We start from the raw sequence: 23,004 nt of genomic DNA, 5'->3' as shown, positions 1-23,004 counted from the left end.
TCAGACGGCCGGGATGGCCTCGGGCTCCGCCTTCGCCTCACGCTTCGCCTCGCGGCGCTCCTTGGCACCCTCGACGAGTGCGTAGAGCGACGGCAGCACGACGAGCGTCAGCACGGTCGAGGAGATGAGTCCGCCGATCACGACGATCGCGAGCGGCTGTGAGATGAACCCGCCCTGACCGGTGAGGCCGAGTCCCATCGGCACGAGCGCGAAGATGGTCGCGAGCGCCGTCATGAGGATCGGGCGGAGTCGTCGGCTCGCACCGTGCACGAGCGCCTCGTTCACGTCCAGCCCGCGCTCGCGATACTGGTTGACGAGGTCGATGAGCACGATCGCGTTCGTCACCACGATGCCGATGAGCATGAGCAGGCCGATGAGCGACGCGACGCCCAGCGGGATGCCGGAGGCGAGCTGCAGCAGGATCGCGCCCGTCGCCGCGAACGGCACCGAGACGAGCAGCAGCAGCGGCTGGCGGAGGCTGCGGAACGTCGCCACCATGACCGTGTAGACGATGAGGATGGCCGCGAGCAGCGCGATGCCGAGCTGCGTGAAGGCGTCCTCCTGGTCGCTCGTGACTCCGCCGATCGTCGCCGAGACGCCGCCCGGCAGCTCGAGCGAGTCGAGCTCGGCGAGCACGGCCGCGGAGGCCGTGCCGACATCGGCGGTCGACGGAGTGATCGAGACGGTCGCCGTGCGGATGCCGCGCTGCGTCGAGATCGAGGCGGGACCGTCGACCTCCTCGACCGTCGCGACATCGCTCACACGCAGGCCGCCCGCGGGCGTCGGGAACAGCACGAAGTCGCGCAGCTCCTGCACCGTGAGCGGCTTCGCGGTGTTCGCGATGTAGATCGAGAGACTGTCGCCGTCGAACTCCACCGAGCCGACAGGCACCGGGAGCATCGACTCGGCGACGATGCCGCCGACGGCCGCCTCGGAGAGGCCTGCGGCAGCCGCCTTCGCGCGGTCCACCTGGATGGCGAGGTAGGGCTGCGTGGCCGAGAGGTTCGACTCGACCTGCTGGGTGACGTCGAGATCCTTCATCGCGGTGACGATCTCGTCCGTCGCCTCGCGCAGAGTCTGCTCGTCGGGCGCGGTGATCTCGATCGCGATGTCGCTCGAGAAGCCGGCGCCGCCCGACGAGACCGTGATCTCGCCCGCGGTGTCGCCGAATTCGTCGATCACGTCCTGGACGTCGGCGCGGATGCGCTCCTGATCGGCACCCTCCTTGGTGGTGATGGAGAACGTGCTCGCCTCCGCACCGCCGAAGAGGGAACCGAGGGCGATGCTGAGTCCGCCGGCCGAGCCGATCGTGGCCTGCACGGTCTCGACGTCGTCGACCTCGGCGAGCGCCGCTTCGAGGTTCGCGGCGGCCTCGTCACGCGCCGTGAGGCTCGCGCCTGCGGGCAGCGTCTGGCGCACCGAGAGCGTGTTCTGGCCGGAATCGCCCACGAAGTTGGTGGGTACGAGCGGCACGAGCGCGAGCGTGATGCCGAGCACGACGAGCGCCGAGAGCAGCGTGATCGCGGGGTGCGCGACCGTCCAGCGGATGACGGGCAGGTACGACTTCTGCAGGCGGTCGGGCTTGGAGAGCTCGGCCTCGAGGTCGTCGGGGTCCGGGGCGTCGGCATCCGCCGCGTTGTGCGCGTGGTGGGGCTTGGCCTTGAGGAACCAGTAGGCGAGCACCGGGACGATCGTGAGCGCGACGAGCAGCGACGACGCGAGCGCGATCGTGACCGTGAGCGCGAACGGGCGGAAGAGCTCGCCCGTGAGACCGCCCACAAGCGCGATCGGCAGGAACACGGCGGCCGTCGTGACGGTCGACGCGGTGATCGCGGCGGCGACCTCGCGAACGCCCACGAGCACCGCCTGGGTCTTGGGTGCTCCGAGGCCGAGATGGCGCTTGATGTTCTCGATGACGACGATCGAGTCGTCGACGACGCGTCCGATGGCGATCGTGATCGCGCCGAGCGTCAGCACGTTCAGCGAGTAGCCGGTGGCGAGCATCGCGACGAAGGTGATGAGCACCGACACGGGGATCGAGATCGCGGCGACGAGCGTCGAACGCACCGAGAAGAGGAACAGGAAGATCACGATCACGGCGAAGGCGAGACCGAGCAGACCCTCGGTCGCCAGCGCCTCGATCGAGTGCTCGACGAACGGCGCCTGGTCGAACACGACCGAGAACGTCGTGTTGCCGCCGAGCGCCGCCTCGAGCTCGGGGAGCTTCTCGGTCACGCCGTGCGACACCTCGACGGTGTTGCCCGCGGGGGTCTTGGTGATCGCGAGCGTGAGCGAGGGCTCGCCGTTGACGCGCGAGATGCCCGTGATGGGGTTGTCGGTGATCTCCACCGTCGCCACATCGGCGATCGTGAGTGCCGAGCCGGGCAGCGGCAGCGCGCCGAGCTCTTCGGTCGAGGCGATGCGCGTTCCCGCCTGCACGGTGAGGGTCTTGCCGTCCTCGTCGATCTGGCCCGCGGCGAACAGCGTGCCGTTCGCGTCGAGCGCGTCGCGGATGGCCTGGGTGGTGAGCTCGTTCTCGGCGAGCAGCGCCGCGTCCGGGGTGATCGTGATGCGCTGACCGGTGGCGCCGTAGATGGCGGCGGAGCTGACACCATCGACCTGCTCGAGCTCGGGCACGGCGAGGGTCTCGAGGCGGTTCGCGAGCTCGGCGGGCTCGAGGTCGCTCGTGACGGCGAGCTGCACGATCGGGAAGTCGTTGAGCGAGAACGTGACGACCAGCGGGTCGACCGACGCGGGCAGCTGCGACGAGATGCGTCCGACCGCGAGCTCGACCTTCTGCTCAGCGCGCGTGAGGTCGGTTCCGTAGACGAACGACGCCTGCACCGTGGAGACGCCGGCCGACGAGGTGGCCGAGGTCTCTTCGAGGCCCTCGATGCCCTGAAGCGCGGTCTCGATGGGGGTCGACACCGACTCCTCGACGACGTCGGGGCTCGCGCCCGGATACGTCGTCACCACCGTGACGTTGGGGAGCGTCAGCGAAGGGAACAGCTCGATCTTCAGGGCGGTGAGCGCGTAGCCGCCGAAGATCGCGACGACGACGGTGAGCAGCGCGATGAGAGCGCGATTGCGCAGGCTGAACACGGAAAGCTGAGACACGGATCTCCTCGGGTGCGGCCGCCGCGAACGCGGCGAAGAGCGCGCACTCCACCGTGCGCATCCGGGTCAGTATTTCAGGCCTTCCGAGGCCGGGGACGTGAATCCGCTGACAGCGGATGCCGCTGGCGGCTCAGACCACGTGCGCGAGGTCGGTCTCGTGGAGGCGCACGTTGTGGTGCGTGACGCTCGACCAGGCGCGCGCGAGCGCGTCGACGGCGCGATCGATCTGGTCGGGCGGGGCACCGAACGGGATGCGCAGGAACCGCTCGAAGACGCCGTCGAGGCCGAAGCGGGGGCCCGCTCCGATCACGAGACCTTCGTTGCGTGCGGCGAGCGCGAGCTGCGAGCTCACGGGCGCTCCGATGTTGACCCACGCGACGATGCCGCCCTCGACGTGCGGCATGTGCCACTCGGGGATGCTCGCCCGCAGTCGCTTGGCGAGGTGATCGCGGCCCTGCTTGAGGTAGGCGCGGCGCCCCGCGAGGATCTGCTCGTAGTCGGGCACCATCTCGGCGACGATGAGCTGCTCGAGCACGGGCGTGCCCAGGTCGCTGACGAAGCGGGCGCGCGCGAGGCGCTGGATGAGGTCGCGCTCGGCGCGGATCCACCCCACGCGCAGACCGCCCCAGATCGACTTGCCGACGGATCCGATGACGACGACGTCGCGGTTCACCGGGAACACCGGCAGGCGCTCCTGGTCGTCGAAGCCGAGACCCGTCATGGTCTCGTCGATGATGAGGGTGGTGCCTTCGCGATGCGCGACGTGCAGCAGTCGCTCGCGCAGATCGAGCCCCATCGTCTTGCCGGTGGGGTTCTGGTACTCGGGCATGAGGTAGGCGACCGTGGGGCTCGTGCGCTGGAACGCCTGCTCGAGGCCGGCGGCATCCCACCCGTCGTCGGTCGTGACGGCGATGGGCACGAGTCGTGCGCCCGCGGCCTTGAGCGCTTCGAAGGCGTGCGGGTAGCCGGGCGATTCGACGATCGCGCGGTCACCGCGGGCGAGCAGGGTGCGCGCCACGAGGTGGATGGCGGACTGCGCGCCCACCGTGATCATGAGCTGATCGGGATCGGTGGGGAGCCCACGGTCGGTGTAGCGGTCGGCGATCGCGCGGCGCAGCAGAAGCAGGCCGAACGGATCGAATCCGCTGTCCGAGAGGAAGCTCGGAAGCCGGTCGACGGCGGCCTGCGCGGCCTGCGCGACGACGGGCAGCGAGGGCAGCGAGGCTTTCGAGAAGTCGAGGGGCGCGTCGATCAGGATGTCGTCGTCGGCGGCGCTGCCCGCGGTGGGGATGCGCGCGGTGCTGCCGGATCCCCGGATGCTCTCGAGGTATCCGGTCTCACGCAGCTCGCCGTACGCGGCCGACACGGTGGTGCGGCTGAGGCCGAGGTGGGATGCCAGTTCGCGTTCGGCGGGGAGACGCGTGCCGAGGGGGATGCGGCCGTCGAGGATGAGCAGGCGCACGCGGTCGGCGAGGGCGAGGTAGGCCGGGGTTCCGGACCCGCGCCAATCGACCATGAGCAAGGCCAAAGAGCGCGCCGACAGCGAATTCATCCAGCCAGCATAGCCAGATTGGACTCTTGATGGCGGGCCAATTTGCGAGTGGAATGCTCAGCATGTCTTCTCCGCTCCTCTGGTTCCGCCGCATCGCGCAGCTGCTCATCGGCCTGTTCCTCTACGGCTTCTCACTCGCGATGATGATGCAGGCCGGAATCGGCGTCGCCCCGTGGGACGTGCTCACGCAGGGCATCATGAAGACCACCGGATGGAGCTTCGGCATCATCACGATCGCCGTCGGATTCCTGGTGCTGCTGCTGTGGATCCCGCTGCGCCAGAAGCCGGGCGTGGGCACGATCGCGAACGTGCTGCTCATCGGCCCCGCGGCCGACGTGGGCCTGCTCATCGTGCCGCAGCAGCACGAGCCGATCCTGCAGGGCCTGCTGTTCGCCGGCGGGCTCACCCTGCTGGCGGTCGCCACCGGCCTCTATGTGGGTGCGCGGCTCGGCCCGGGCCCGCGCGACGGCCTCATGACGGGCGCGAACACGCGCTTCGGCTGGAAGATCTGGAAGGTGCGGACGGCCATCGAGGTGACCGTGCTCGGGATCGGATGGCTGCTCGGCGGTCAGGTGGGCCTCGGCACCGCGGCGTTCGCGCTGCTCATCGGCCCGATGGTGGGCGTGACACTTCCCCTGCTGCGCGTTCCCGAGCCCGCACCGCGCGAGGTCGCGGGCGAGGTCGCCGAGGCGACACCGCTGGTGGTCGAGTCGGTCGCCGTCGATCCGACCCCCGACGCCGACATGCGGTGACGGCCTGATCACTCGATCCGGTGTGCGCGTCCCGGGTGCGCGTCAGAGGTGCGAGTCAGAGGTGCGCGTCGGCGTACACGGTGAGGGCGTCGCGCACGAACCTCGCTCCGGCGACGCCCCCGTAGTTGGCGGCGAAGCGCTCGTCGGCGACGTACATCTCGGCGAGCCCCAGCACGTAGCCCTTCGAGGCGCCGGGGGTTCCCGGGATGCCCGCGAGCCAGGCGACGTGGCGCCGTGCGAGCTCCTGAGCTTCGACGGACTCCGCCGCGATGCCGGATCCGGCGGCCGCGGCCCAGTCGGAGGCGAGATCGGAGGCGGCCTTCTGCCAGCCCGACTTCTCCGCGCCGTCCATGCCGCTCCACCAGGCATCGGAGGCAGCGTAGGCGTCGGCGCCCCAGCGCTCCTCGACCTCGCGGCGGTGCCTCGTGTGATCGAACCCGTCGAACATGTTCTCTGCCATGGGCTGCTCGCCTTCTTCCAGTGCGGTGATGGTCGCCTGCACGCTCGCGAGCTGACGGGCGAGCCGCTCGCTCTCGAGCCGCAGAAGCTCCCGGTGGGTGCGGAGTGCGCGGATGTCGTCGGTCGCGCCGTCGAGCACGTCGCGGATCGCGGTGAGCCCGAGGCCGAGCTCGCGCAGCAGCAGCACGCGCTGCAGGCGCACGAGGGCGTCGGAGTCGTAGCGGCGGATGCGACCCGCTCCCACGCTGCTCGGTCGCACGAGCCCGATCTCGTCGTAGTGCCGCAGGGTGCGGCTGGTGACGCCCGTGAGCCGGACGACCTCGCTGATGCTGTGCTCCATCCGCAGCTCCTCTCGTTGCCTTCACGCTAGGCGTTGACGTTGCGTCAACCGCAACCGTCGCTCGGAAGATGGGGGTTGCGGATGCGCAACTCGCGATATATCTTGACTTCACGAAACGCGATATAACGCGAGTCGGAGCGGAAGGAGTGGCCACCATGGCTCAGGAGAAGTGGCTCGTGGATGGGCCCAAGGTCATCGACCTCGAGAACATCGATCGCCTCAAGGTGAGTCTCGTCGGGGGTCACGTCGACATCGTCGGACACGACGAGCCGGGCGTGCGCGTCGAGGTGCACTCCGTCTCCGGACGCGATCTGCTCATCCAGCTCGACGGCGATCGGCTCGAGATCGACCACCCCCAGCTGCGCTGGGACAACTGGATCGACGCGTTCAAGAGCTTCGGCAGCACCATCAAGGCGGAGGTGAGCGTGCTGGTTCCTCGCGACGTGGCCCTCACCCTCGGCGTCGTCTCAGCTGAAGCGCTCGTCTCCGGGCTCGAATCCGGCACCCAGCTCAACACCGTCTCCGGTGACCTCGTCGCCGACGGCCTCACGGGCAAGCTCACCGCCAACTCGGTGAGCGGCGAGATCACCATCCGCGATCACGCCGGCGCGATCGGAATCAACACCGTCTCAGGCGATGTGATCGCCTCCGGTGCGGTGAGCCGTTTCGACGCCGACGGCGTCACGAGCGAGATCATGCTCGATGCGACCGGAATCCCCGACGCCGTGCGCGTCAACACCGTCTCCGGGGAGGTCACGCTGCGCTTCGACCCGGACACCCCCGCGAGCTACACGGTGCAGACGGTCGGCGGCAAGCTGCAGCTCGACGCCCAGAGCATCACCGTCACCAAGGGCCGCTTCACCGGGCGCCACGGCGCGCTCGAGCAGCACTGGACGGATGTGCGCGTCAACACCGTCGGCGGCGACATCAGCATCCTGCACACGGTGCGCTCATGACCCCTCCCGTCTTCGCGCACGGCCACCTGCGGCTGTATCTGCTGAGCCTGCTCGCCGAGCGACCCCAGCACGGATACGAGCTCATCCAGGCACTCGGCGAGCGCTTCGGGGGCACCTACGTGCCGAGCGCGGGCACCATCTACCCGCGACTCGCGAAGCTCCAGGACGAAGGGCTCGTGACGAAGGAGACAGACGGCCGGCGCAGCGTCTACGCCATCACCGACGCCGGCCGCGCCGAGCTGGAGAGCCGCCGCGGCGAGCTCGACGGGATCGAGACCGGTGTCACCGACTCCGTTCGACGTCTTGCCGATGAGGTGCGCAGCTCGGTCGACGACGCGATGCGCTCCCTCCGGGCGGACCTCGCGGCGGCCGCTCGCGAATCACGCGGCACGACGACGCCTGAGCGCCCGGTGGCCTCCGAGAGCGAGCGCTCGCGCTCCGAGGCGCGCCAGCGATTCCATGAGGCCGACGCCGCGCTCTCGACCTTCCGCGCCGATCTGCGCAGCGAGCTGCGTGGGGCGGTGTCGAATGGCTCCCTGCGCGCGGACACCGTCGAGCTGCTCGTGCGGCGCCTCGCCGAGGTGAGCCGCGAGGTCACGGCGAGCGTTCGCGAGCGCGGTTCCGACTAGTCGGCGAACGCGACCGGGATGTAGACGTCCTGCACCCGGTCGCCGAGCGCCGTGTGGTCGTTGCGCGTGTAGATCGCGCAGCGCTCCACCCGGCAGTCGACGTTCTCACCCACCGGATCGGCCACCTCGAGGTAGGCGGTGAAGGTGCCCGTCGCGGTGTCGTCATAGGTGCGCGCGCCGAAGAGCGTCCAGCCGAACTCGTTGTTGATCCAGTTGCTCGGGGCCCACTGAATCTCGTTCTCGCCGTCGGTGGACTCCGTGTCGGGAACGCCGCCGAGGCAGGGGCCGGGGCGCTTCGTCGGGTCGTCGGGGATCTTGCAGATCGCGACGTAGATGCCCTGGCCGCCGTCGAATCCGGTGCCGCTCACGACGAGGCGCTCACCGGGGACGAGAGCCGCCGTGTCGACGGTGCCGCCCGGCTCCGGTGAGAGCACGGTGATCTCGCGGGTGCGACCATCGTCGCCGACCGCGATCGCCGTCGTCGGCCACTCCTCGGCCGCATCCTGCTGGTTCGGGGCACCGCCGTCCTGATGCAGCAGGATCGGCAGGCCGAGGATGGCCGCGGGGATGAGGAGCACCAGCACGACGGCACCCAGGATCCAGGGCCATCGGCGTCGGCGTCGCTCACTCATCACCGAACGATCATAGGAGCGCCGGCTTCCGGTCGCTCAGGCCGGAAGTCCCCCCTGCACCCCTTCGGAACTGCCCCTTGACGCCGGGCGTCGTCGGCGTAGAGTTTCCCGCCGTGACTGACGAAGTCCAGGTTGCCCCTGACGAGAGTCCGAGATCCCCCAAACGCTGGCTGATCGGCGAACCCCTCCCGAACGAGAAGCTCGACGGCCAGCTGCTGCCGAAGCACCTCGCGTTGCCCATCTTCGCGAGCGACCCGCTGTCGTCGGTCGCCTACGCGCCGCAGGAGCTGCTCATGATCCTGCTGATCGGCGGCACCGGGATGCTGGTGCTCGGCCCCGGGATCGCCGCGTTCGTCGTGCTGCTGCTGGTCGTCGTCGTCGCGTCCTACCGGCAGATCATCAAGGCGTACCCGTCCGGCGGCGGGGACTACGAGGTGGCCTCGGTCAACCTCGGGCCCCGCGCCGGAGTCGTCGTCGCTGCGGCGCTGCTCGTGGACTACATCCTCACCGTGGCGGTCTCGGTGGCATCGGGCGTCGACAACATCATCTCGGCGTTCCCGCAGCTGAACCCCTGGCGAGTCGAGCTCGCTGTGGGTTTCGTCGTGGTGCTCGCGGCGATCAACCTGCGCGGCGTGCGCGAGGCATCGAAGGCCTTCGCGCTCCCCACCTACCTGTTCGTCGCGTCGATCGGGGTGATGGTGGCCACCGCGCTCGTGCGGACCGCCCTCGGCGACGCCCCCGTGGCCGAGAGCGCCGAGTGGACGGTGCAGGGCGAGAGCCTGACCCAGGCGGCCTTCGTGCTGCTCATCCTGCGCTCGTTCGCCAGCGGATGCGCCGCGCTCACCGGCGTGGAGGCGATCTCGAACGGCGTGCCGGCCTTCCGCCGCCCCAAGATCGAGAACGCGCAGAAGACCCTCGTCGCGATGGGTGCGATCGCGATCGTGCTGTTCTCCGGACTCGTCGCCGTGGCTCTCATCACGCAGGTGCGCTACGCCGAGCACGCGTGCGACCTCATCGGCTTCGTCGACTGCGCCACCGCCCCGCAGCGAAGCCTCGTCGCCCAGATCGCCGCGGCGACCTTCGGCGACGCATCGATCCTCTTCTTCGTCGTGCAGGCGGCGACCGCCAGCGTGCTCCTGCTCGCCGCCAACACCGCCTTCAACGGGTTCCCGCTGCTCGGTTCGGTGCTCGCGCGCGACGGCCACGCGCCGAAGGCCCTCGCCACCCGCGGCGACCGCCTCATCTTCTCGAACGGCGTGCTCGCGCTGTCGGCGGTGTCGATCGTGCTGCTGATCGGCACGCAGGCCAACCTCACGGTGCTCATCCAGCTCTACATCATCGGAGTCTTCATCTCGTTCACCCTCGGCCAGATCGGCATGGTGGTGCACTGGATCCGCGTGCTCCGCCGTGACCCGGGCACGCGCGGGGCCGTCTGGCGCGGGCTCGCGATCAACGCCCTCGGCGCTCTCATGACGGCGGCGGTGCTCGTGATCGTCACGGTCACGAAGTTCACCCACGGAGCATGGGTCGTGTTCGTCGTGATGGCCGTGCTGATCGCGCTCATGTCGGCGATCCGGCGGTACTACCGCGACGTCGATCGTGAGATCGCCGTCGACGACAGCACCGTCTTCGGCTCGAGCGGCGACCACGCGATCGTGCTCGTCGGTCGGCTCTCGAAGCCGGCCCTCAAAGCGCTCGACTACGCCATCGCGGCCCGCCACGACTCGCTCGAAGCGGTGCACGTGTCGATCGACGACGAACAGGCGCAGCTGCTGACCGAGCAGTGGGCCCAGCACAACATCCAGGTGCCGCTCACGGTCACCACCTCCGCCTACCGCGACATCTCGATGCCGCTCATCGGCTACATCAAGCGGTATCGGGAGGAGCACGGCTCCTCGGTCGTCACCGTCTACCTGCCCGAGTACATCGTGGGCCACTGGTGGGAGAACCTGCTGCACAACCACAAGGCCCGCCGGATCCGCCGCAAGCTCATGCTCGTGCACGGCGTGGTGGTCGCGCTCGTGCCGTGGCTGCTGGAGTCGTCGGATGTGCTGTACGGTCGCATGTCCCGCCCGCTTCCCGGTCAGGATCGGCGCGGGGAGCCGGTGCGACCCCCGCGGCGCGAGCACCATGCGCCGGCAGCGGGAGGTTCGGACCGCACGACGATGAAACGGAGCTGACATGCCGCTGCCGCTGCTGGCTGTGCTCATCGGCGGGACGATCGGCACAGGGCTGCGCCTCGTGCTCGATGCGCTCATCCCGCATGCCGACGATGGATTCCCGTGGTCGACGCTCCTGATCAACGTCGCCGGCGCGTTCGCCCTCGCCGTGCTCGTGGCGCGGCTGTGGCCGACCGCACCCGAATGGCTGCGTGCGGGGTTGGGCGCCGGCGTGCTCGGATCGTTCACGACCTTCTCGGCGGTGGCCGTCTCGCTCGTCTCGCTCGCCGACGCCGGCGCCTGGGCTGAGGCGGCCGTGGTCCTCGCCCTCACGCTCGTCGCCGGGCTGGGCGCGGCCTGGGGCGGGCTCGCCGTCGGGAAGCGGCTGGTTCCGAACGCGATGGAGTCGACCGGATGAGCGCGCTGATCATCGTGGCGGCGCTCGTCGCGGGAGCTGCCGGTGCGGGGCTCCGCTACCTCGCGGCGCGTGCGTTCGCGGAGCGCCCCACCCGCCTCCCGTGGGCGGTGCTCCTCGTGAACGTCGCGGGGTCGGCTCTCGGCGGCGTCGCCCTCGGACTTGCGGACGCGGGCCTCTGGGGTGCCGAGGCGCGGCTCATCGTGCTCTCCGGTTTCTGCGGCGGGCTCACCACCTTCTCGACCCTGAGCGTCGAGACGATCCAGCTGGTGCTCGACGGGCGCTCGCGCGTCGCCGTCGCATCCGTCGCGGCCAACCTCGCACTCGGCGTCGGCGCGGCCGCGCTCGGATGGGCGACCGTCGTGATCCTGGCCGGCTGACTCAGCCCTTCTCCCCACCCTCAGCGGTCGACATGATGCGTCGCTGGAAGATGAAGAAGATCACCGCCACCGGGATCGACATGAGCACCGCCGCCCCCAGCTGCAGGGGGTACTGGTTGCCGCTGCCGAGCTGCCCCGATGTGAGCGAGGCGACACCGGTGGTGAGGGTGTTGAGCTCCGGGTCGTTGCGCGACACCACGAAGTGGGCGAACTCGTTCCACGAGCCCTGGAAGCTCAGGATGAACAGGGTGATGAGCGCGGGCACCGCCATCGGCAGCACGATCAGCCAGAACGTGCGGAAGACCCCCGCCCCGTCGATCCGTGCCGCCTCCTCCACCGACACGGGGATCGATTCGAAGAACTGCTTCATGATGAAGATCCCGGCCGCATCGATCGTGATCGGGATGATCATGCCCGCGAAGGTGTTGTAGAGCCCCAGCTCCTTGAGGATGAGGAACCGCGGGATCAGCAGCACCACGTTCGGCACCGCCATCACGGCCACGAGCGCCGCGAAGACGATCGTGCGACCGCGGAACTGCAAACGGGAGAGCGCGTAGCCGGCGAGCGAGTCGAAGAACACCCGCGCCGACGTCACGACAACCGTGATGAAGAGCGAGTTGCCGGCCCAGTTCAGCAGCGGCACCGAGGTGAAGAGCCGCTCGTAGGCGGTCGTGCTCCACGTCTCGGGCAGAAGCGACAGCGGATCCTGGGTGGCCTCCGCGTCGGTCTTGAAGCTTCCCGAGATCGAGATGAGGAACGGATAGATGTAGATGATCGCGAGCGCGATGAGCAGCACGTAGCTGAGCGCGAGGCCCACAGCGGCGAGCCGGGACTGGCGGGTGCGCACGTGCGTCCTCATCGCCGCCTCCCGTCATCCGGCGGCGGCACCGGCGCGGCATGCGCCGCCACGGCCGCGGCTGCCGCATCACGGCGCAGACGCTCCGAGACCCGGGCGGCCCGCCGCTCCCCCGAGCGGCCCAGGTCGCGATCGCGCAGCACCCAGCGCTGGAAGAGCGTGAGCAGCACGATGATGCCGAACAGGATGAACGAGATCGCCGCACCCTGACCCCAGTTGAGGTCCGAGAACGACGTGTCGTACGCGAGGAACGCCGGCGTCAGCAGGGTCTTCGCGGGGGCGCCGCGCCCCGTCAGGTAGATCTGGTCGAAGACCTGCCACGTTCCGATGAGGCCGAGCGTCAGCACCGTGAACAGGGTGGGCTTCAGCATCGGGAGCGTCACCGAGAAGAACGTGCGGAAGGGCCCCGCGCCGTCCACCATCGCCGCCTCGGTGATCTCCTCGCCCACGTTCTGCAGCGCCGCGAGGAACAGCAGCATGAATGTTCCGGAGGTCGTGAAGACGGCGAGGATGATGAGCACGCACATCGCGACCGAGGGCCCCGCAACCCAGTCCCACCAGTTGAGACCGAGCGGGGCATCCGTCGCCGCCGCACCCGAGCCGTCGACACCGAGCGCCCCGAGGATGATGTGCAGCACTCCCCGCGGGTCGGCGAACCAGTTCGGCCCGTTCACCCCGAGCCAGCCGATCACCTGGTTGACGGCGCCGGACGAGGTGAACAGGAAGATGAAGATCGTGGTGATCGCGATCGAGCTCGTCACCGACGGGAAGTAGAACGCCGTGCGGAAGAACCCTCGCCCGCGGAGCATCCTGCGGTTCACCTGCACCGCGAGGAACAGCGCGAGCGCCGTCTGCAGCGGCACGACGGCGAGCACGTAGTAGAAGTTGTTGCGGATCGAGGTGCCGAAGTCCCGTTGCGCGAGACCGGATTCGAGGAGCACCTTCGAGTAGTTCTCGCCCCCCACGAAGGTGGAGTTGCCGAGGGGCGAGCCCAGCCCGTTCCAGTTGGCCAGACTCACCCACAGCGCCAGCAGGATGGGGAGCACGAGGAAGACCCCGATGATGAGGATCGCGGGCGCGACGAACGCCCAGCCATATCGGGCTTCGTTACCGCGGATTCCTCGACTCACGAGGTCCTCCTCGTGCCCTGCTCAGCGCCCGAGGCCGCTCAGCCGTTCTCGTCGAGGGCCGCCTGCAGCTGCTCCTGGAAGGTTGCGAGAACGGCCGTCAGATCGACGCCGCCCGTCGCGAGCCCCTCGATCTGAGAGTTGAAGTCGCCGACGGCCGACGCGGATCCGGCGAAGTTCACCGGGCTCACCGCGTAGTCGTTGCTCGTCACGAACGCCTGGAACGCCGGGTACTGATCGGCGTAGCTCTTGGCCGCCTCCTCGGTCGACGGGATCACCCCGAACGCGTCGGCGAACTCCAGCTGCTGGTCGTCGGAGGTGAGGTGCTCGACGAGCGAGACCGCATCATCTCGAGAGTCCGAACCCGTGGGGATTCCCCAGCAGTTCGTGAACGTGAACGTGGACGGTCCAGCCGGCCCCTGCGGCAGCTCGTACGCCTCCCAGATCGTCTCGGGGTAGTCGTTCTCGATGCCCTGGATCCAGGGGCCCTCGATCACCATCGCGGCCTTGCCGGCGCCCAGCGCCTCTCCGCCCCATCCGGCGTCGATCTCGCTCGGGAACTTGAGCACGCCGGCGTCATGGAGCTTCTGCACGTACTCGAGGCCCGCGAGATTCTCGGGGGAGTCGACGGTCACCTCCGTGCCGTCCTCATTCAGAACGCTGCCACCCGCCTGGTTCATGAAGACGCCGAGGCGCGCGTACTCGAGGCCGAACGAGAGCCCGACGACATCACCGGTGGTGAGCGTGGTGGCCACCGCCTGCAGGCTGTCCCAATCCGTCGGCACGTCGGCCGCGGTGAGCCCCGCGGCCGCCCACATCTCGGTGTTGATGACGAGCCCGAGCGTCGAGAAGTCCTTCGGTGCGCACACGAACTCGTTGTCGTAGGTGAAGACGTCGATGAGGGCCGGATAGAACGCTTCCGCGTTGTCGAGGTCCGCCGCGTAGGGCTCGAGGTACCCGTTCTGGGCGTAGTTGTCGAACTGGTCCCAGCTCATGTAGAAGAGGTCGGGAGCGTCGTCGCCGGCGAAACCCTGGCTCAGCTGCTGGTTGAGATCGTCGGCAGCGATCACCGTGACCTCGGCATCGTGGTCGGCAGCCCACGCATCGGCCGCCGACTGCACGGCCTCGGTCTCTGCCGGGCCGCTCGATCCGATGAGGATCGTCAGCTGATCGCCTGCGGAGTCCCCCTCCCCGCCGCTCCCGCACCCGGCGAGCACGAGGGCCGAGACGATCCCGAGGGCGACTGCGCCGCCCCGCGTCATGTTGTTCATTGGTCTTCCTTTCACAATCGATGGCCGGGCGCTCAGGCCTCGGCCTTCTCAGCGAGCGCCAGGTGGTTGGACCGGCGGACGACAAGCTGCGGGGTGATGAGCCGATATGACGCGTCTCGGGTCGCGCTTGCGTGGGGAAGAACTCGTTCGCCCGTCTCGCCCATGAGGAGCTCGAGGATCGCGGCGGCGACATCGCGGAGCCGCTGATCGACGCTCGAGAGCCCGATGGCCTCCGCGACGGGGGTGTTGTCGAAGCCCAGCACGGGGAGCTCCGGGCGACCCGCTTCGCGGACGGCCATGAGTGCGCCGAGGGCGACGGAATCGTTAACGCAGACGAGCGCATCCAGGTGCGGGTCGGATGCGATGCGCTGCGCGACCGCCATCCGGGCGGGGCCAGCGGAGTCGACGGTCTCGACGGCGAGGGCGTCGAGCTCGCTGTCTCGGAGCGCGGGGAGAGCGGCGCGCATCGCCTCACGCCACCCGGCGCGGCGGTCGTCTCCCGTGCGCGATCCGGACGGCCAGCCGACGAAGCCGATGCGGCGATGCCCCCGGGCGATGAGGTGGTCGGTGGCGCGCGCCGTGCCGGCCCGCCCGTCGACGTCGACCCAGAGGCGCGCCGGATCATCCATCCGAGGTGCGCCCCAGGGGCGGCCGAACGAGACGAAGGGGATGCGTTCGCGTTCCAGCCATTCGACGCGCGGATCATCGTGGGAGTCGCCGATGAGCACGAATGCGTCGACGTCAGCCCGGTTGCGCAGGTCGCGGAGCTCCTCGATCTCGCGGAGCGGCTCATCGGCCGTGTAGAGCATGATGCGCATCCCTCGGCTGGCGGCGCTCTCGGTGAGTGCGTGCAGGAAGCGATCGTGGACCGCGCCGGAGACCCCATGCGGCAGAGGATCCAGCCGCACGCCGATGGCGGAGCTCGTGCGGGCGCGGGTGCGCAGACGCCGGGCGGAGGCGTGCGGTCGGTAGCCGAGTTCGCGGATCGCCTCCTCGACGCGCTCACGCGTGGCGGCTCGCACCACCTCGGGCGCGTTGATCACGTTCGAGACGGTCTGCCGCGAGACGCCCGCGATGCGGGCGACGTCATGGATGGTGGGGAGCTGGGACACACGGACCTCCTCCGCGTCATCCTGATTCACAGAAAAAACGTCGACAAGGGGCTGTGAACGATCAAAAGATGGGTGGTATGCATGCCCGGCAGGCGGGATCCATCCAGATCTCGGTCGCGCATGATGATGAGGAACGAGGATCCCCATGACCTCATACGACGCCTCCGGACGCCAGCCGGTCTTCCACGACGCGGTCGCCGCGCTGCGTGCCCCCACCCAGGTGTGGTCACGACCATCGGGCGCCATGTCGGAACCGGTCGACGGCATCTACGTCTCCGATCTGCGGGTGGCGAGCGGCTGGCGCGTCCTCGTCGACGGGGTGGAACCGGAGCCGATCGCGACGCTCGAGGACTCCGGGGCGCACGTGCGGTTCGTCGCGCTGCTGCGGGGCCTCGACGGGGTGGGAGCCGACCCCGATGTGCGCCTCTGGGTGGAGCGGCACGTGCGCGGTGACGGCGTCGACCACGTGCTCCGCATCGAGTCGCGCCTCGCCCGTGCGACGACGGCGGAGCTCACCGTCGAGCTGCGGGCCGAGACCACCCCTGTCGACTTCGTGAAGACCGGTCGCGCCTCGCATCCGGCCGATCCGCGACAGACGCACTCCGGGCTCGTCTGGGGCGCCGAGGCCATCGAGGTGGAGCTGCGCACCGACGCCGAGCGCAGCCGTGGCCTCGGCAACCTGCTGCGTCTGTCCTGGACGGTCGAGGTGCCGGCGCGCGGCTCCGTGGAGCGCACCATCGAGCTCGACGCGCGGGATGCGCACGCCGTGGTGATGGCTCCCACTCGGCGCGCCCCCTGGGTGCCGCCCGCCCTCAACGAGGTCGACGATCGGCTGCGACGCTGGGTGCTGCGCGCCCTCGACGACCTCGACGTGCTGCGCCTCACCCTGCTCGACTCCGACGACGAGTTCCTGGGCGCCGGCGCCCCCTGGTTCTTCACGCTCTTCGGGCGCGACTCGATCTGGGCCGCGCGCTTCCTGCTTCCGCTGGATGTCACGATCGCGCACGGCACCCTGCGCACCCTCGCGAGCCTCCAGGGCCGAGAGGTCGTGCCCGCGACAGCGGAGCAGCCCGGCAAGATCATCCACGAGGTGCGGCGCGGGATCGTCGAGATCCCGCACGAGGGGATCGAGCTCCCGCCGTACTACTACGGCACCGTCGACGCCACACCCCTCTGGATCTGCCTGCTCGCCGATGCCCGCGACCACGGACTCGGCCACGCTGCAGTCGAGGAGCTGCTGCCCGCCCTCGAGGCCGCGCTCGCGTGGATGCGCGACTTCGGCGACAGCGACGGCGACGGCCTGCTCGAGTACGTCGACGAGACCGGCTCCGGGCTGTCGAACCAGGGCTGGAAGGACTCCGGCGATTCGGTGCAGTGGCGAGACGGCACCCTCGCCGAAGGCCCCATCGCGCTGTCCGAGGTGCAGGCCTACGCCTACGAAGCTGCGATGCGGGGCGCCGACCTTCTCGACCATTTCGGGCGGGTGGGCGAGCCGTGGCGCCTCTGGGCGGCGCGGATCGCCCAGAGGTTCCGCGAGGCGTTCTGGGTCTCGGATGAGCACGGCCGCTACCCCGCGATCGCCCTCGACGCCCACAAGCGGCCGGTCGACACCCTCACGAGCAACATCGGGCACCTTCTCGGAACGGGACTGCTCGACGACGAGGAATCGCGGCTCGTCGCCTCGCGACTCATGTCGTCGCAGCTCGACTCCGGCTACGGGGTGCGGACGCTCTCGACGGAGGCGAAGGGCTACTGGCCGCTCGCCTATCACGGCGGGTCCGTCTGGGCGCACGACACCGCGATCGCCGTCCGCGGTCTCCACATGGCGGGCTTCAGGGATGAGGCGCGCGCGCTCTCCGAAGGCCTGCTGCATGCGGCGGCGGCGTTCGACTTCCGGATGCCGGAGCTCTACGGAGGCGACTCGGCGGCGGAGGTGCCGCGACCCCTGCCGTACCCGGCCTCGTGCCGACCGCAGGCCTGGTCTGCGGCCGCCGCGATCATCGTGTTCGACGCGCTCGCGGATCCCGACGCCGCGACGCCCTGACCGGCGCCGCCGCTCAGTAGCCGAGCGAGCTGAGGTATGACACGACCTGACGGGCGACCGTTCGGCCAGCGCGGCTGGCGCCGATCGTGGAGGCCGTGGGCCCGTAGCCCGCGAAGAAGATGCCGGCGCTGCGATACGCCGCGCCGTTCGCGATCGTCACGCCGCCCTGCTGCTCACGCAGCTTGAGGGGGGCGAGATGACGCAGCTCCGGCCGGAAGCCCGTGGCCCAGATGATCACGTCGGCGTGCTGGAAGCTGCCGTCCTCCCAGCGCACCCCGTCGGGTTCGATCCGCGAGAACATCGGGCGGGCCTGGAGCAGACCCCGCTCGACCGCAGACTGGATGCGGCGCGTGCGCGGCACGCCCGTCGTCGACACGATGCTCGGCAGTGCGCGACCTTCGCGCGCCGCGGCGTCCTGCAGAGCCACCGCGCGGGCTCCGCTCTCGATGTTGAGCTCCTGCTCCTCGAGGAACTCGATGGGGCGACGGGTGACCCACGTCGTCGACCCGGCGACGCCCTCGAGCTCCATGAGGAATCCGATCGCGCTCGTACCGCCGCCCACGACGACGACATCCTGACCGCGGAAGTCCTGAGCGTCGCGGTAGTCGACCGTGTGCAGCTGGCGTCCCGCGAAGTCATCGCGCCCCGGATACCAGGGGACGAACGGCGCGCCCCAGGTTCCCGTCGCGTTCACCACGAGCTGCGTCGAGAAGGTCTGATCGCCGAGGCTGTCGTCGAAGGTCACCTCGAAACCGTCGATCGTCGCACGCACGCGCGTGACATCCGCGGGGCGCACGATCGTGAACCCGAAGTGCTGCTCGTAGCGCTGGTAGTACTCGGCGACGATGTCGCGCGCGGGCACATTGCGATCGGCGGAGTCGAAGCTGAGACCCAGCTCGTCCATGCCGGGAAGATCGTTGACGCGGTGAGCGTGGCCGAGACGCATCGCCTCCCAGCGGTGCTGCCACGCGCCGCCCGCGCCGGGGCCGCGGTCGAGCACGACGAAGTCGTTGCCGGGGTCGAGGCCGAGCTTTCGCAGATAGTAGGCGACGGAAAGCCCTGCCTGACCCGCGCCGATGACGACGACGGAGGTATCGGTGGGCCGGGCGGTCACGCTCTCCACGTTACCGGGCGCGAGCGCCTCACACTGGGAGGATCTTCAGCCGCTCTTCCTATCGTGTGCGCATGACCGAGCCCGCGCCTGAAGATCACGGCACTCCGAGCCCGCGCCCCGCGTCGGCCGCGGCAGGACGGATGCTGGGAAGCGCGCTCGCCTCCGGGCGTCGCGGCGCCTCCGTGGCTCGCGCCGCCATCCGGAAGAGCCCGCGAGCCGATCGCGCCTACCGAACAGCGGTGGGTGTGACGGGCGGCACGACGATCGCACTCGGCGTCGTGCTCATGCCCCTTCCCGGGCCGGGAACGCTCATCGCGCTCGGCGGGCTGTCGATGCTCGGCACCGAGTTCGAGACAGCGAGGAAGGTCAACGCGCGCGCGATCCGGGTGGCACGCGCCGCGGCGGGGAAGGTCGCGGAACGCCGCGCACGGCGGGCCGCCGAGCGGGCCGCCGACAGCTGAGTGATCGCTCCTCATCGGGGATACCCGGAGGGGGTTCCGACAGGCTCCGTGGTAGGCTGAAAGTTAGATTTCACCGTCACTATTCGCAATCCTGAACCATGAGGGGGTCACGCATGGGGCGCGGCCGTCAGAAGGCAAAGCACACCAAGGTTGCCCGCGAGCTGAAGTACTTCAGCCCGGATACGAACTACTCGGCTCTCGAGCGCGAGCTGTCCAGTGGGTCCAGTGTCGACCTCGAGGACAAGTGGGCGGATCTCGTACCCGCCGACGACGAGGATGACGACGACGAGGACGACCCGCGCACTGCGTGAGTTGCCCACCACGTGCGCGTGGTGATCGATCGCAGCCGGACATCATCCGGCACTGAGAAGACCGCCTCCGGGCGGTCTTTCAGTTTGCCCGGAGGCCAGCGGCGTGGACGGCCCCTGCCGGGTTCCGCTCAGTCGGCGTAGGAGCTGACGAGACGCACGGCACCGCCGTCGACGCCCTTCGCGCCCTGCTCGAACCCGGCGAAGTCGCGCGCGTCCATCGAGACCGTGCCAGCCACCCACGAGGGAAGGCCCGCAGCGACGAGCGAGCGCACGACCGCGTCCGCGGCCGACGCCTCGACGACGGCGAAGAATCCGACGCCCAGATTCCAGGTCGACTCGGTGTCGCCGAGCGACAGGCCGCCCCATTCGGCGAGCGTGCGGAACACGGGCTGCGGGCTCCACGTCGAACGGTCGAGCTCGACCCAGGCGCCCTTCGGCAGAACGCGCGCGAGGTTGGCGGCGATGCCGCCGCCCGTCACGTGGCTGAGGGCGTGGATCGCCCCGGGCACCTCCGCGATCACCTGCAGAAGCGGCGACGTGTAGAGGCGGGTCGGCTCGAGCAGCACCTCGCCCACGACCCCGCCGAGCTCATCGGCGTGGTCGGTGTAGGCGAGGCCGCGGCCGTTGAGAATGTGGCGCACGAGCGAGAAGCCGTTGCTGTGCAGGCCCGAGGATTCGATCGCGATGACCACGTCACCCGAGCGCACCCGCTCCGGCCCGAGCACCGCATCCGCCTCGACGACACCCACCGCGGCACCCGCGATGTCGTAGTCATCGGGGGCCATGAGGCCCGGGTGCTCGGCGGTCTCGCCGCCGACGAGCGCCGTGCCGGTGGCCGCGCACGCCTCGGCGACACCCGCGACGAGAGTCGCGATGCGCTCGGGGTGCACCTTGCCGGTGGCGATGTAGTCGGTCATGAAGAGCGGCTTCGCCCCCACGACGACGATGTCGTCGACGACCATGGCCACGAGGTCCTGGCCGATCGTGTCGTGCTTGTCGACGGCGAGCGCGAGCGCGATCTTCGTGCCGACGCCGTCGGTGCTCGTGGCGAGCAGCGGCTTGCGGTATCCGAGCAGCGCGGAGGCGTCGAAGAGCCCCGCGAAACCGCCCACGCCGCCCATCACCTCAGGACCGTGCGTGCGGGCGATGGAAGCCTTCATGAGTTCGACCGCGCGGTCGCCTGCTGCTGTGTCGACTCCGGCGGCCGCGTAGCTCGCGTCGCCATGGGATGCGGGGGTGCTCGTCACCCTGCCAGACTAGTCGGCGTGCGGAGCCTCCCCGCCGCACACCACCACCACACCACCACCACACGGGAGCAACACATGGCCTCATGGCGTGACGCGTTCGATGAAGACACGCAGAACGACCTCGACCGCATCTTCCTCTCCGCACCGGGCTTCGCGGCGTCCCAGATCGAGCACGGCGAGGGGTTCATCCCCTACGCCGCGCACATGGATCTCTCGGGCACTGTCGCCCTGATGGCGTCCGACGGCGAGTCCACGGGAGACGGCGATGCGTCCGCGCACATCGCGACCCTCTCCGAAGTGCTCGCGTTGAACAGCGACCAGATCAGGGCGACCGCGATCGTGAGCGACGCGACCACCGCATCGGGGGATGCGATCGCGGTGCACCTCGAGCACCGCGCGGGCGTCTCGATCCGCGTCGTGATCCCCTACACACGCGCCGCCGGCGGCGCGACCGTCCACGACCCCGCGGGGGTCGAGGAGGTTCCGGCGCTCGTGTTCGGCTGACGCCCGTTCAGGTGCGCCCGGATCCCCGCATGATCCGTGTGGGAAGATGGGGCGTACCTGATTCTGGTGCAGCCTCTCGACCCTCAGGAGCAGCCCGCAGCATGTGCGGCATCGTCGGCATCGTCTCATCGAGTCCCGTCAATCAGTCGGTCTATGACAGCCTCTCGCTGCTGCAGCACCGTGGCCAGGACTCCACCGGCATCGCGACCTCGGAAGGGTCGACGCTGCACATGTTCAAGGCGAAGGGGCAGGTGCGCGAGGCGTACCGCACGCGCGACATGCGAACCCTTCTCGGCACGATGGGTCTCGGCCACGTGCGCTACGCGACGCGCGGCGACGCCGACAAGGAACAAGAGGCGCAGCCGTTCTATGTGAACGCGCCCTACGGCATCGTGCTGGTGCACAACGGCAACCTCACCAACACGCGCGAGCTCACCGATGCGCTCTTCCGCACCGACCGCCGCCACCTCAACACGAGCTCCGACACCGAGCTGCTCGTCAACGTGCTCGCGAACGAGCTGCAGTCGCAGATCCGCGGCGCCGACCTCGACCCCGACCAGGTGTTCGACGCGATCGAGGTTCTGCACGAGCGCGTCGAGGGCTCCTACGCGGCCATCGCGCTCATCGCAGGCCAGGGCCTGCTCGCATTCCGCGACCCCTTCGGCATCCGCCCGCTCATCCTCGGACGCCGCAGCGACGGCCTCGTGGGCGCCGAGTGGGTCGTGGCCTCCGAGTCGCTCGTCCTCGAAGCCGGCGGCTACGAGGTCGTTCGGGATGTCGCCCCAGGCGAGGCGATCTTCATCACCGAGCAGGGCGAGCTGTACTCGCGCCAGTGCGCCAAGAACCCGCGCCTGATCCCCTGCTCGTTCGAGTACGTGTACCTCGCTCGCCCCGACTCGATCATGAACGGCATCTCGGTGTACGACGCGCGCTTGCGCCTCGGTGACCGCCTCGCCGACACGATCGCCAAGTACACGCCCTCAGGCGCCATCGACGTCATCATGCCGATCCCCGACTCGGCCCGCCCCGCCGCGATGCAGGTGGCCCGCAAGCTGGGCATCGAATACCGCGAGGGCTTCTACAAGAACCGCTACGTGGGCCGAACCTTCATCATGCCCGGCCAGGAGCAGCGCACGAAGAGCGTCAAGCAGAAGCTCAACGCGATGTCGAGCGAGTTCAAGGGCAAGAACGTGCTCATCGTCGACGACTCGATCGTGCGCGGCACGACGTCGAAGGAGATCGTGGACATGGCCCGGATCGCGGGCGCCAACTCGGTGACCTTCACCTCCGCCGCGCCGCCCGTGCGCTTCCCGCACGTGTACGGCATCAACATGCCGACGCGCGCCGAGCTGATCGCCGCGGGCCGCAAGATCCCGGAGATCGCGACGGCCCTCGGCGCGGACCACCTGATCTACCAGGAGGTCGAGGACATGAAGTCGGCGATCCTCGAGGGGTCGGACATCACCGAGCTCGAGATGAGCTGCTTCACGGGCGACTACGTCACCGGCACGGTCACGCCCGAGTACCTCGAGTGGGTCGAGCGCACCCAGCTCAGCTGATAGGCGG

At 69.5% G+C, this 23,004-nt stretch carries 21 protein-coding genes; 11 read left to right on the top strand and 10 right to left on the bottom strand.

Annotation, left to right across the window (positions count from 1 at the left end; genetic code table 11):
• Both HCR12_RS00760 and yczR read right to left on the bottom strand, forming a co-directional pair.
• On the bottom strand, positions 1-3,117 hold the full coding sequence (locus HCR12_RS00760; RefSeq protein ID WP_166868490.1) for an efflux RND transporter permease subunit: 3,117 nt from the start codon (positions 3,115-3,117) through the stop codon (positions 1-3).
• 130 nt (positions 3,118-3,247) lie between these two features.
• Complete coding sequence (gene yczR / locus HCR12_RS00755) at positions 3,248-4,669, bottom strand: MocR-like transcription factor YczR (protein ID WP_166868488.1); 1,422 nt, start codon at positions 4,667-4,669, stop codon at positions 3,248-3,250.
• Positions 4,670-4,731: 62 nt separating this feature from the next.
• Here yczR and yczE point away from each other — a divergent pair, with 62 nt between their 5' ends.
• Entirely contained in the window at positions 4,732-5,421 is a 690-nt protein-coding gene (gene yczE, locus HCR12_RS00750; RefSeq protein WP_224763557.1) for a membrane protein YczE, read from the top strand.
• A 55-nt stretch (positions 5,422-5,476) separates the two neighbouring features.
• Here yczE and HCR12_RS00745 read toward each other — a convergent pair whose 3' ends face one another.
• Positions 5,477-6,220, bottom strand: coding sequence for a MerR family transcriptional regulator (locus HCR12_RS00745; protein WP_166868487.1), 744 nt, complete (start codon positions 6,218-6,220; stop codon positions 5,477-5,479).
• Between the two features lie 155 nt (positions 6,221-6,375).
• Here HCR12_RS00745 and HCR12_RS00740 point away from each other — a divergent pair, with 155 nt between their 5' ends.
• Together HCR12_RS00740 and HCR12_RS00735 are read left to right on the top strand one after the other, a co-directional pair.
• Entirely contained in the window at positions 6,376-7,176 is an 801-nt protein-coding gene (locus HCR12_RS00740) for a DUF4097 family beta strand repeat-containing protein (RefSeq protein WP_166868485.1), read from the top strand.
• Entirely contained in the window at positions 7,173-7,805 is a 633-nt protein-coding gene (locus tag HCR12_RS00735; protein ID WP_166868483.1) for a PadR family transcriptional regulator, read from the top strand. The genes HCR12_RS00740 and HCR12_RS00735 overlap by 4 nt, the downstream gene beginning before the upstream one ends.
• Here HCR12_RS00735 and HCR12_RS00730 read toward each other — a convergent pair.
• Positions 7,802-8,437 carry a hypothetical protein gene (locus tag HCR12_RS00730; protein WP_166868481.1) on the bottom strand — a complete coding sequence of 212 codons (636 nt, stop codon included), beginning with the start codon at positions 8,435-8,437 and terminating at the stop codon, positions 7,802-7,804. The genes HCR12_RS00735 and HCR12_RS00730 overlap by 4 nt on opposite strands.
• A gap of 113 nt (positions 8,438-8,550) precedes the next feature.
• Between HCR12_RS00730 and HCR12_RS00725 the strand changes: the two genes are divergently transcribed.
• From HCR12_RS00725 to HCR12_RS00715, 3 genes are read left to right on the top strand one after another with little or no spacing between them, the layout of a single operon-like run.
• Positions 8,551-10,617, top strand: a complete 2,067-nt coding sequence (locus tag HCR12_RS00725) for an APC family permease (RefSeq protein ID WP_191412345.1) — start codon at positions 8,551-8,553, stop codon at positions 10,615-10,617.
• Between the two features lies 1 nt (position 10,618).
• Complete coding sequence (locus tag HCR12_RS00720; protein ID WP_166868478.1) at positions 10,619-11,014, top strand: fluoride efflux transporter FluC; 396 nt, start codon at positions 10,619-10,621, stop codon at positions 11,012-11,014.
• Positions 11,011-11,391, top strand: coding sequence for a fluoride efflux transporter FluC (locus HCR12_RS00715; protein WP_166868476.1), 381 nt, complete (start codon positions 11,011-11,013; stop codon positions 11,389-11,391). The genes HCR12_RS00720 and HCR12_RS00715 overlap by 4 nt, the downstream gene beginning before the upstream one ends.
• 1 nt (position 11,392) lies before the next feature.
• Here the strand turns inward: HCR12_RS00715 and HCR12_RS00710 are convergent, their stop codons facing one another.
• Genes HCR12_RS00710 through HCR12_RS00695 form a run of 4 tightly spaced genes read right to left on the bottom strand, consistent with a single transcriptional unit; the run spans position 11,393 to position 15,757 of the window.
• Complete coding sequence (locus tag HCR12_RS00710) at positions 11,393-12,250, bottom strand: carbohydrate ABC transporter permease (RefSeq protein ID WP_166868474.1); 858 nt, start codon at positions 12,248-12,250, stop codon at positions 11,393-11,395.
• Entirely contained in the window at positions 12,247-13,377 is a 1,131-nt protein-coding gene (locus tag HCR12_RS00705) for a carbohydrate ABC transporter permease (protein WP_166868472.1), read from the bottom strand. Before HCR12_RS00705 ends, HCR12_RS00710 begins: the two co-directional genes overlap by 4 nt.
• Positions 13,378-13,415: 38 nt before the next feature.
• The gene (locus tag HCR12_RS00700) at positions 13,416-14,645 is read right to left on the bottom strand and encodes a sugar ABC transporter substrate-binding protein (protein WP_166868470.1); all 1,230 of its coding nucleotides are present in this window, start codon (positions 14,643-14,645) and stop codon (positions 13,416-13,418) included.
• 32 nt (positions 14,646-14,677) lie between these two features.
• On the bottom strand, positions 14,678-15,757 hold the full coding sequence (locus HCR12_RS00695) for a substrate-binding domain-containing protein (RefSeq protein WP_166868468.1): 1,080 nt from the start codon (positions 15,755-15,757) through the stop codon (positions 14,678-14,680).
• 145 nt (positions 15,758-15,902) lie between these two features.
• Between HCR12_RS00695 and HCR12_RS00690 the strand changes: the two genes are divergently transcribed.
• Complete coding sequence (locus HCR12_RS00690) at positions 15,903-17,801, top strand: glycogen debranching N-terminal domain-containing protein (RefSeq protein ID WP_166868466.1); 1,899 nt, start codon at positions 15,903-15,905, stop codon at positions 17,799-17,801.
• A gap of 13 nt (positions 17,802-17,814) precedes the next feature.
• Here the strand turns inward: HCR12_RS00690 and HCR12_RS00685 are convergent, their stop codons facing one another.
• Positions 17,815-18,915 (bottom strand): FAD-dependent oxidoreductase, encoded by a 1,101-nt coding sequence (locus HCR12_RS00685; protein ID WP_166868464.1) that lies wholly within the window; start codon positions 18,913-18,915, stop codon positions 17,815-17,817.
• Between the two features lie 71 nt (positions 18,916-18,986).
• Here HCR12_RS00685 and HCR12_RS00680 point away from each other — a divergent pair, with 71 nt between their 5' ends.
• Positions 18,987-19,376 (top strand): PGPGW domain-containing protein, encoded by a 390-nt coding sequence (locus HCR12_RS00680; RefSeq protein ID WP_166868461.1) that lies wholly within the window; start codon positions 18,987-18,989, stop codon positions 19,374-19,376.
• Between the two features lie 113 nt (positions 19,377-19,489).
• Complete coding sequence (locus HCR12_RS00675) at positions 19,490-19,687, top strand: DUF3073 domain-containing protein (RefSeq protein ID WP_166868459.1); 198 nt, start codon at positions 19,490-19,492, stop codon at positions 19,685-19,687.
• Positions 19,688-19,815: 128 nt separating this feature from the next.
• On the opposite strand, the gene purM is transcribed toward HCR12_RS00675, so the two are convergent.
• Entirely contained in the window at positions 19,816-20,934 is a 1,119-nt protein-coding gene (gene purM, locus HCR12_RS00670) for a phosphoribosylformylglycinamidine cyclo-ligase (protein ID WP_166868457.1), read from the bottom strand.
• A gap of 75 nt (positions 20,935-21,009) precedes the next feature.
• Between purM and HCR12_RS00665 the strand changes: the two genes are divergently transcribed.
• Positions 21,010-21,438 (top strand): hypothetical protein, encoded by a 429-nt coding sequence (locus HCR12_RS00665; protein ID WP_166868455.1) that lies wholly within the window; start codon positions 21,010-21,012, stop codon positions 21,436-21,438.
• A 101-nt stretch (positions 21,439-21,539) separates the two neighbouring features.
• The gene (purF, locus tag HCR12_RS00660) at positions 21,540-22,997 is read left to right on the top strand and encodes an amidophosphoribosyltransferase (protein WP_166868453.1); all 1,458 of its coding nucleotides are present in this window, start codon (positions 21,540-21,542) and stop codon (positions 22,995-22,997) included.
• Positions 22,998-23,004 lie beyond the last annotated feature (7 nt).

It is taken from the genome of Salinibacterium sp. ZJ70 (genome assembly GCF_011751865.2).
In the GTDB taxonomy this organism is placed as follows: domain Bacteria; phylum Actinomycetota; class Actinomycetes; order Actinomycetales; family Microbacteriaceae; genus Homoserinibacter.
This window is presented reverse-complemented; position numbering and strand designations above follow the sequence as displayed.